Consider the following 10,182-nt stretch of genomic DNA (forward strand, 5'->3'; position numbering starts at 1 on the left):
CGGCCGGAGTAGTCGACGCGCTTGCCTAGCAGGTTCTGGCGGAAGCGACCCTGCTTGCCCTTGAGAGCCTCAGCGAGACTCTTGAGGGGACGGCCACCGCGACCCGTGACGGGACGTCCGCGACGGCCGTTGTCGAACAGGGAGTCTACGGCCTCCTGCAGCATGCGCTTCTCGTTGTTCACAATAATCTCGGGTGCACCCAGGTCAAGCAAGCGCTTCAGGCGGTTGTTGCGGTTGATCACACGACGGTAGAGGTCGTTGAGGTCGGAGGTCGCGAAGCGGCCACCGTCGAGCTGGACCATCGGGCGCAGTTCCGGCGGAATCACCGGGACCGCGTCGAGGACCATGCCCGCCGGGTCATTGCCCGACCGCAGGAACGCGGCGACAACCTTCAGACGCTTGAGGGCGCGGAGCTTCTTCTGACCCTTACCGGAGCGGATGGTCTCCCGGAGGATCTCGGCCTCGGCCTCGAGGTCGAACGACCGGATGAGGGTCTGGATCGCCTCGGCGCCCATACCACCGGTGAAGTAGTCCTCGTAGCGGTCGAAGAGCTCGTTGTAGATGCCCTCGTCGACGATCATCTGCTTCGGGGCGAGCTTGACGAACGTGGTCCAGATCTCGTCGAGACGTGCGACCTCGCGCTCGGCGCGCTCACGGATGTGGCGCATCTCGCGCTCGGCGGCGGTCTGCACCTTGCGCTTCGCGTCCGCCTTGGCACCGGCGGCCTCGAGCTCGGCCAGGTCGGCCTCGAGCTTCTCGGAACGCTCCGCCAGCTCGGCGTCGCGGTCGTTCTCGACCTCCTTCTTCTCCAGGAGCATCTCAGCCTCGAGAGTGGACTGGTCGTTGTGACGGCCCTCCTCATCCACCGAGGTGATGATGTTCGCGGCGAAGTAGATGATCTTCTCGAGATCCTTCGGGGCGAGGTCGAGCAGGTAACCCAGACGGGACGGGACACCCTTGAAGTACCAGATGTGGGTCACCGGGGCGGCGAGCTCGATGTGGCCCATACGCTCACGGCGGACCTTGGACTTGGTCACCTCGACGCCGCAGCGCTCGCAGATGATGCCCTTGTAGCGGACTCGCTTGTACTTGCCGCAGGCGCACTCCCAGTCCCGGGTCGGGCCGAAGATACGCTCGCAGAAGAGGCCGTCCTTCTCGGGCTTCAGGGTGCGGTAGTTGATGGTCTCAGGCTTCTTGACCTCGCCGTGGGACCACCGACGGATGTCGTCGGCGGTGGCGAGACCGATGCGGAGCTCGTCAAAGAAGTTGACGTCCAGCACAGGGACTCCCTTTCCCCTCCGGTGGACCGGAGGGCGGTAGTGCGGTGGAAAAGATGGGTCTTCAGGGGAAGCCGTCTACTAGACGACGTCACTCTCGGCGTCCGGGCGCTCATCGCGGGACAGGTTGATGCCCAGCGCGGCGTTGGCGTGGTCGAGTTCGTCGTCATCCGTCGAGCTGAGCTCCATCGGGGTGCCGTCCGCGGCGAGCACCTCAACGTTGAGGCACAGGGACTGCAGCTCCTTGAGGAGGACCTTGAAGGACTCGGGGATGCCGGGGTCGGGGATGTTCTCGCCCTTGACGATGGCCTCGTAGACCTTCACACGGCCGACGACGTCATCCGACTTGATGGTGAGCAGCTCCTGGAGGGTGTAGGCCGCGCCGTACGCCTGCATGGCCCACACCTCCATCTCACCGAAGCGCTGACCACCGAACTGCGCCTTACCACCGAGCGGCTGCTGGGTGATCATGGAGTACGGGCCGGTGGAACGGGCGTGGATCTTCTCGTCGACGAGGTGGTGCAGCTTCAGCATGTACTTGTAACCCACCGAGACCGGGTACGGGAAAGGCTCACCGGACCGGCCGTCGATGAGGACGGCCTTGCCGAACTCGTCGGTGAGCTTCATGCCGTCGGAGTTCGGGTTGATCGAACGGAGCAGACCGGAGATCTCCTCGTTCTCTGCACCGTCGAACACCGGGGTGGCCAGCAGGGACTCCGGCGGGACATCGTAGAGGTCCTCGGGGAGGGTCTCCAGCATCGCCTGGACCTTCGGGTCCGACGATTCGGTGTCGACGTGCCAGCCGTACTTGGCGAGCCAGCCGAGGTGGGTCTCCAGGACCTGCCCGATGTTCATACGCCGCGGGACACCGTGGGTGTTCAGGATGAAGTCCACCGGGGTGCCGTCCGGCAGGAAGGGCATGTCCTCCTGCGGCAGGATCTTGCCGACGACACCCTTGTTACCGTGACGGCCGGCCATCTTGTCGCCGTCCTGGATCTTGCGCTTCTGGGCGACGTAGACACGGACCATCTGGTTGACGCCGGGTGCCAGGTCGTCATCGTCCTCGCGGGAGAAGACGCGCACGCCGATGACCTTGCCTGTCTCACCGTGCGGCACCTTCATCGAGGTGTCACGGACCTCGCGGGCCTTCTCACCGAAGATCGCGCGCAGCAGGCGCTCCTCCGGGGTCAGCTCGGTCTCACCCTTCGGGGTGACCTTGCCGACCAGGACATCGCCGTCACGGACATCGGCGCCGATACGGACGATACCGCGGTCGTCGAGGTCGGCGAGGACGTCCTCACCGACGTTCGGGATGTCGCGGGTGATCTCCTCCGGGCCGAGCTTGGTGTCCCGGGCGTCGATCTCGTGCTCCTCGATGTGGATCGAGGTGAGGAGGTCCTCCTCGACGACACGCTGGTTGAGGATGATGGCGTCCTCGTAGTTGTGGCCCTCCCACGGCATGAACGCCACGAGGAGGTTACGGCCCAGCGACATCTCGCCGTTGTGGGTGCCGGGACCGTCGGCGATGGCCTGACCGGCCTCGACCCGCTGCCCCTGGTCGACCAGCGGAACCTGGTTGTAGCAGGTTCCCTGGTTGGTGCGCTCGAACTTACGGAGCATGTAGGTGTCGCGCACCCCGTCATCGTCCATGACGGTGATGTAGTCGGCGGAGACGTACTCCACGACACCGGCCTTCGGGGTGATGATGACGTCACCGGCGTCGTAGGCGGCACGCAGCTCCATACCGGTGCCGACGTACGGGGCCTCGCCGCGCAGCAGCGGAACAGCCTGCTTCTGCATGTTCGCGCCCATGAGGGCACGGTTGGCGTCGTCGTGCTCGAGGAAGGGGATCATCGCGGTACCCACGGAGACCATCTGCCGCGGGGAGACGTCCATGTAGTCGACCTCGGTGGCCGGGACGACCTCGACGTCGCCGCCACGGAGACGGACCTCGATCTGATCGTCGACGAAACGACCGTCGGCGTCGACCGGGGTCTTCGCCTGGGCGATGATGTGCCGGTCCTCCTCGTCGGCGGTGAGGTAGTCCACCTGGTCGGTGATGACGCCCTCGGAGACCCGGCGGTACGGGGTCTCGATGAAGCCGAACGGGTTGACGCGGGCGTAGGTCGCGAGGTTACCGATCAGGCCGATGTTCGGGCCCTCAGGGGTCTCGATCGGGCACATCCGGCCGTAGTGGGAGGCGTGGACGTCGCGGACCTCGAGGCCGGCTCGCTCACGGGACAGACCACCGGGGCCCAGGGCGGACAGACGACGCTTGTGGGTCAGGCCCGACAGCGAGTTGTTCTGGTCCATGAACTGGGACAGCTGGGAGGTGCCGAAGAACTCGCGGATCGCCGCGGAGACCGGGCGCACGTTGATCAGCGAGGTCGGGGTGATGGACTCGGCGTCCTGCGTGGTCATCCGCTCGCGGACGACGCGTTCCATGCGGGACAGACCCACCCGGATCTGGTTCTGGATCAGTTCGCCGACGGTGCGGAGACGACGGTTTCCGAAGTGGTCGATGTCGTCGGTGCCGATCGGGATCTCGGTCCCGTCCGGGGAGACCATGGTCTTCTCGCCGGCGTGCAGGCGCACCAGGTACTCGATGGTGGTGAGGATGTCCTGCTCGGTGAGCGTCATCGCCCCGGTGTCGCCGTCGAGGCCGAGTTTGCGGTTGACCTTGTAGCGGCCCACCTTGGCCAGGTCGTAGCGCTTGGCCTTGAAGAAGCTGTTCTCCAGGAGGGCCTGGGCGGAGTCACGTGTCGGTGACTCGCCGGGGCGCTGCTTCCGGTAGATCTCGAGAAGGGCCTCATCGGTGTTCGAGACACCGTCCTTCTCAAGGGTGGTCATCATGATCTCGGAGAAACCGAAGCGCGCGGTGATCTCCTCGGTGGTCAGCCCCAGGGCCTTCAGCAGGACGGTGACCGGCTGGCGACGCTTACGGTCGATGCGCACACCGACGGTGTCTCGCTTGTCGACGTCGAACTCGAGCCATGCACCGCGTGACGGGATGACCTTCACGGCGTGCAACGGACGCTCGGTCGACGGGTCGATGGACTCGTCGAAGTAGACGCCCGGGGAGCGGACGAGCTGGGACACGACGACACGCTCGGTGCCGTTGATGATGAACGTGCCCTTGTCCGTCATCATCGGGAAATCACCGATGAAGACGGTCTGGCTCTTGATCTCGCCCGAGAGGGCGTTGGTGAACTCCGCGGTCACGTACAGCGGCGCGGCGTAGTTGATGTCCTTGTCCTTGCACTCGTCGATCGTGTTCTTCACGTCGTCGAAGCGCGGCTCGGACAGGGTCAGGGACATGTTCTCGGAGTAGTCCTCGACAGGGGAAAGCTCGTCGAGGATGTCCTCGAGACCGCTTGTGACGACGGTCCCCTCCTCTGCCTGTGCCTGCCGACGGGCACGCCACTCCGGCGTGCCGACGAGCCAGGCGAAGGACTCTCTCTGAACGTCGAGAAGACCGGGCACCTCGATCGGGGCATCGATCTTCGCGAAGGAGTATCGATGCGAAGCCCCGGGGATTCCGGCCGTGGAACTGGTCTGGCGGGAGACTGCCAAGATGGGTCCTTCCAGCACCTCACGTGTCTGCCGGGAACGGATGTCGCGGCGGGCACGGTTGCTTGAGCGTACGGTCTGTGATGGTCTGTGAGGGACTGACGCCCCGGTGGTCCAGTCCCGGAAGTCCATCCCGGGCGCGGAAACACTTAATGGACCTTGTCAAGTGGTGTTTTCAAGGCATCACCCGTCAAGGTCGTCGGTGTTCTCCGCAGAACCGCCGGATGTCAGTCCAGCGCAAACGTCAACCTTATATCACACTCGGGCGTAAGTCCACCCGTCCCGCCTACCCACCGGACCTGCTCACCGGAACCACCACCCCGACGCTCATCTGCGGCCCCTCCGCTGCGGTCGGAGGGCCACGATTCCTGCGACGACAGTCACGATAGCACCGATCGCCACGCATGCAAGAGACCAGGTCCGAACCGGCCTGTCCTCCCCCACCGCGACCGCCTGGTCCAGCAGCGCGTCACGGTCGTCCGTCGGGGTCTCCCCGTGCAGGTCGAGCAGCAGACCGGTCTCTCTGCCGTCCGCCGCGGCGTAGTAGTCGTGGAGGTCCTCACGGACCGAGACGATCATGCCGCTGGTGGGCTCCACGGTGATCTCCCGGGTGCCGCTGCGGTGGAGCGTGGAGACCTCAACGGACGCCGGAGCGGTCTCCCGTCCGTCCCCGTCCCGCACCGCCGGGACGGTGTCCGTCCGTGTCAGCCGGGGATGGTGCGGGTTACCGTCGAGCACCGGCTCGGCGTCCATCTCCTGGCGGAAGATGTAGACCTCACGGCCCCCGAGCTCCTCGGCCCGGTCGAAGGACGCCGGCAGCGCGCGGCGCAGCAGCGTGTCGAAGAACGGGTACTCCCCCTGCCGTGTGTCCTGCGGGAACTTCACCCACTGACCGTCCACCGTGGCTTCACCTGCCGGGGTGCCGAGAGTGTCGGCGACCTTCACGTCCCCGGTGACGGCCCCGGAGCGACGGTCGACCCGCATCGTCCAGATCTCGGCGTCCAGCAGGCCGGCCTGGTCGCCGAGGGACTGTGCCATGTCGTCCCGCAGCGTCGAGACCCCGACGGTGGCGGCCGCCTCGTCACCGTCCGCCGGCTCCCCCAGGGTCACCGCCCAGTTCCGGGACACCGGGCCGGTGACGACGTCGGGATCCCCCTCCCCCGCGGTGGCGAGGTAGGCCCGGCCGATCGTCGCCACCGGATCGGTGACGGTCAACCGGGACTCCGCAAGATCCAACGGCACCGGCCGCTCCTCGTCGACCAGGTGCGGCAGGATCAGCCCCGCCCCCAGCAGGACGCATCCGAGACCCAGGGCGAGGACGGCGAGAACACGGGACTTCGGCAGCATGCCGACCATCGTATATGCGCCCGACACGGAAACGGCCCCCGCCCCGCACACGTGGTGCGGGCCGGGGGCCGGGACGCTCGGCGACGAGCGGGGGTTCTCCTACTTGAGGGTGACCTTCGCGCCGGCCTCTTCGAGCTTGGCCTTGGCAGCCTCGGCGTCGTCCTTGGTAGCGCCCTCGACGATCGCCTTCGGGGCGGACTCGACGAGCTCCTTGGCCTCCTTCAGGCCCAGACCGGAGACGATCTCGCGGACGACCTTGATGACACCGATCTTCTTGGCGCCGGCATCCTCGAGCACGACGTCGAACTCGTCCTTCTCCTCGGCGGCGGCGGCAGCCGGGCCGGCGGCGACGGCGACGGCGGCCGGGGCGGCGGCGGTGACGTCGAAGGTCTCCTCGAAGAGCTTGACGAACTCAGAGAGCTCGATGAGGGTCATTTCCTTGAAAGCTTCGAGAAGCTCGTCGTTGGTGAACTTAGCCATGGTGGCTTCCTTTCGTTCATGCGCCCCGCCGTCCGGCGGAGCAGGGGTATGTGGAGTGTGTGTTCCGCAGAGGGGCGCCGCCTACGCGGCGTCCTTCTTCTCCTGGAGCGCGGCGGCGAGCCGTGCAACCTGGGAAGCCGGGGCGTTGAACAGCTGCGCGGCCTTGGTGAGGGAGCCCTGGAGGGCGCCCGCCAGCTTGGCCAGCGTGGTCTCGCGGTTGTCCAGCTCGGCGATTGCCTCAACCTGGGCGGCGTCGAGGATGTTGCCATCCATGTTGCCGCCCTTGATCACGAGGAACTTGTGCTCGCCACCGAAGGCCTTGAGGGCCTTCGCCGCGTCGACAGCCTCGCCGCGAATGAACGCGACAGCGGTCGGACCCGTCAGCTGAGCATCATCGAGCTCCACACCGGCCTGCTTGGCGGCCAGCTTGATCATGGTGTTCTTGGCGACGGAGTAGGTCACGTCGGTACCGAGCGCCTTGCGCAGCTCAGTGGTCTCGGCGACGGTCAGGCCACGGTACTCGGTGAGGACCGTGGCGGACGCGTCCTCGAAACGGGCGGTGAGCTCCGCGACGGATGCGGTGTTCTTCGGGTTTGCCATACTCTCGCCTCCTTCCTGATGTCTGTCAGTGTCTTGACCGTCGGGCCCCGCAGACGACGACACGCCCCGTGCCGCAGAGGCACGGGGCGTGTCGGAGCATCACCACCCCGGAGGGGCGGGAGCTGCATGTCCTCGTGTTTCTCCTGCGCGGGCCGCCATCGTTCTACGATGGTCCTTCGCCACATCCTCCCGGAATTCCGGGAAACCCCGGGAGGATGCAGTGACCGACGGTCTTCGGTGAAACTTGAACGTCCGCGGTCACCCGCGGTCAAACTTCGTGTGACAGCCTAGACCACCTCCGTGCGACACACAAAACCAGTGGTTCCACGCCGGGCGGGCACCGGTCACGATATGGTCGTGAAAATGAACACTCCCCTCGTGACCGACCGCACCCCGCGCAGCTTCCTCCCCGCGTTCCTCCACTCCCAACGCCACCCGCACCGCATGCCGGACGGGGTCAACGACTGGGACACCCCGCTGGCGGACTCGGGCCCCGGATCGGTCCCCGTGGTCCTCCTCCACGGCACCTGGATGAACAGCTACTGCACCTGGGCGCTCGTCGCCCCCACACTGGTGGACGCCGGCCACCGTGTCTTCGCCGTCAACTACGGACAGGACCCTTCCTCGTTCCTGGGACGACGCCGCGCCTGCTTCGGCAACGGCGGACTGCTCGCGTCCCAGACCGAGGTCGCAGCGTTCATCGACCGGGTACTGTCACGCACCGGCGCCACCGCGGTCGACCTCGTCTGCCACTCCCAGGGCGTCGCCCAGGCACGCCTGTACCTCAGCGACTCCGGCGGTGCGGGTGGTCCGGGAGCCGGGGCGCCCCCGAAGGTGCGCCGGGTCGTCGGCTTCGCCGGCTCGAACCACGGGACGACGATGTGCGGTCTCGGCACCCTCGGGCGGTGGGCCAGGAACCGCGGCCTCTACGGTCCGCTGCGCGCCCTCCTCGGCCGCTGTGCCGAGGACCAGATGAACGGCTCGGCGGCGATGGCCCACATCAATCTGCACGGGGACACCGTCCCCGGGGTCGACTACACCATGCTGTGCACCAGCTATGACGAGATCGTGACCCCGTGGCGCACCCAGTTCCTGGAGCCCGGCGAGGGAGCGCGGGTGCGCAATCTCCGGATCCAGGACCACGGCAACGGCCTCGACCTCAGCGACCATCTGGCGATCCTGTACTCGCCGCGGGCCCTCGACCTCATGCTCGAGGCCCTCGACCACGGGCCCGACGGTGACTACCGGGCACGGCACCCGCACGTCACCGGCTGCGTCCTCCCTCTCTGGGGCAGGGTCGGAGGACGGTGGGATCAGAAGACCGTGCCCACGCACACGCGACGAACCCCCGCCACCGTAGAAACACGGTGACGGGGGTTCGTCGCGTCCTCCTCCCGCAGACCGGGAGGGGGACCGGTGGAAACTACGCGGTGTAGTCCTTGACCACGGACGGGTCGACGGGGACGCCCGGGCCCGAGGTGGTGGAGATGGTGATCTTCCTGAGGTAGATGCCCTTCGCCGCGGACGGCTTCTGACGCAGCAGCTCATCGAGCAGCGCACCGTAGTTCTCGGCGAGCGCCTCCTCGGTGAAGGACGCCTTGCCGATCACGGCATGCAGGTTCGAGGCCTTGTCGACGCGGAAGGAGATCTTTCCGCCCTTGATCTCCTGGACGGCCTTGGCGACGTCAGTGGTGACGGTGCCGGTCTTCGGGTTCGGCATGAGCCCACGGGGGCCGAGGACGCGGGCGACACGACCGACCTTGGCCATCTGGTCCGGGGTCGCGATCGCGGCGTCGAAATCGGTCCAGCCACCCTGGATCTTCTCGATCAGCTCGGTGGTACCGACGGCCTCGGCGCCGGCCTCTTCCGCGGCGGTGGCGTTCGGGCCCTCGGCGAAGACGATGACGCGGACGTTCTTACCGGTGCCGTTGGGCAGGGAGACGGTGCCACGGACCAGCTGGTCGGCCTTGCGGGGGTCGACGCCCAGGCGGATGGCGACGTCGACGGTGGCGTCGAAGTTCTTGGAGGAGGTCTCCTTGGCCAGCTTCGTGGCCTCGATCGGGCGGTAGATGCGGCCGGCGTCGATCTTCTCGGCGGCGGCCCGGAAGGCCTTGGACTTGGTGCTCATTGGGGTTCCAATCAGTGGAATCGGACTGTGGTGCGGGCCGGAGCGGGCCCTGCCACGGTGCTGCGAACTATTCACGGCCGGGGTCACCCGGCCGGACTTACAGAGCCGGTCCTGCAGGGCCGGCTCAACCCGGCCGGTGCTGCGGGGCCGGTACTACTTGGCCGGGATACCGGTGACGACGATGCCCATGGAGCGGGCGGTTCCGGCGATGATGCGGGCCCCGTTCTCCAGGTCGTTGGCGTTGATGTCCTCGAACTTGGTCTGGGCGATCTCACGGCACTGCGCCCAGGTGACCTCACCGACCTTGTCGGTGTGGGGGACGCCGGAGCCCTTCTGGACACCGGCGGCCTTCAGCAGCAGCTTGGCGGCCGGCGGGGTCTTCAGCTTGAAATCGAAGCTGCGGTCCTCGTAGACGGTGATCTCGACCGGGACGACCTGGCCGCGCTGCGACTCGGTCGCCGCGTTGTAGGCCTTGCAGAACTCCATGATGTTGACGCCGTGCGCACCGAGCGCAGGGCCGACGGGCGGAGCCGGGTTGGCCGCGCCAGCCTGGATCTGGAGCTTGATGAGGCCGGTGACCTTCTTCTTCTTCGCCATGTTGCACCTCTTCACGTGGTATCAGGCTCGCGGGGCTCCCCCCGTGGCGACGGTGGGAACGGCCTGACCGGATGCCGGGCTGGATACCGGCCACCGGGTGGAATGTCTGTCGTGTCACCTGCCGGGAAGTCCCTGCAGGCAACCGGAGAGAGCTTAGTTGAGCTTCTCGACCTGGTCAAACTC

General features: G+C 66.8%; 7 protein-coding genes and 1 pseudogene. 1 reads left to right on the forward strand and 7 read right to left on the reverse strand.

The window, feature by feature from the left end:
• From QZV72_RS13040 to rplJ, 5 genes and pseudogenes are all read right to left on the reverse strand, one after another.
• A pseudogene (locus tag QZV72_RS13040) lies at positions 1-1,280 on the reverse strand (DNA-directed RNA polymerase subunit beta'); the annotation flags it as partial.
• 78 nt (positions 1,281-1,358) lie between these two features.
• Complete coding sequence (locus QZV72_RS13045) at positions 1,359-4,868, reverse strand: DNA-directed RNA polymerase subunit beta (protein ID WP_297009012.1); 3,510 nt, start codon at positions 4,866-4,868, stop codon at positions 1,359-1,361.
• Positions 4,869-5,174: 306 nt separating this feature from the next.
• Positions 5,175-6,194, reverse strand: coding sequence for a DUF3068 domain-containing protein (locus tag QZV72_RS13050; RefSeq protein ID WP_297009013.1), 1,020 nt, complete (start codon positions 6,192-6,194; stop codon positions 5,175-5,177).
• A 99-nt stretch (positions 6,195-6,293) separates the two neighbouring features.
• A complete protein-coding gene (gene rplL / locus QZV72_RS13055) occupies positions 6,294-6,674 on the reverse strand; it encodes a 50S ribosomal protein L7/L12 (RefSeq protein WP_297009014.1) in 381 nt (126 codons plus the stop codon).
• 81 nt (positions 6,675-6,755) lie between these two features.
• Positions 6,756-7,274: a 50S ribosomal protein L10 gene (gene rplJ / locus QZV72_RS13060; protein WP_297009015.1), complete on the reverse strand. Its 519-nt coding sequence runs from the start codon at positions 7,272-7,274 to the stop codon at positions 6,756-6,758.
• 363 nt (positions 7,275-7,637) lie between these two features.
• Here rplJ and QZV72_RS13065 point away from each other — a divergent pair, with 363 nt between their 5' ends.
• Complete coding sequence (locus QZV72_RS13065) at positions 7,638-8,645, forward strand: triacylglycerol lipase (RefSeq protein ID WP_297009016.1); 1,008 nt, start codon at positions 7,638-7,640, stop codon at positions 8,643-8,645.
• 52 nt (positions 8,646-8,697) lie between these two features.
• Here QZV72_RS13065 and rplA read toward each other — a convergent pair whose 3' ends face one another.
• Positions 8,698-9,402, reverse strand: coding sequence for a 50S ribosomal protein L1 (gene rplA / locus QZV72_RS13070; protein WP_297009017.1), 705 nt, complete (start codon positions 9,400-9,402; stop codon positions 8,698-8,700).
• A 153-nt stretch (positions 9,403-9,555) separates the two neighbouring features.
• Positions 9,556-9,999 (reverse strand): 50S ribosomal protein L11, encoded by a 444-nt coding sequence (gene rplK, locus QZV72_RS13075; RefSeq protein ID WP_297009018.1) that lies wholly within the window; start codon positions 9,997-9,999, stop codon positions 9,556-9,558.
• Positions 10,000-10,182: the final 183 nt, after the last annotated feature.

Origin of the sequence: uncultured Corynebacterium sp. (assembly GCF_902782855.1) — a bacterium.
GTDB lineage: Bacteria > Actinomycetota > Actinomycetes > Mycobacteriales > Mycobacteriaceae > Corynebacterium.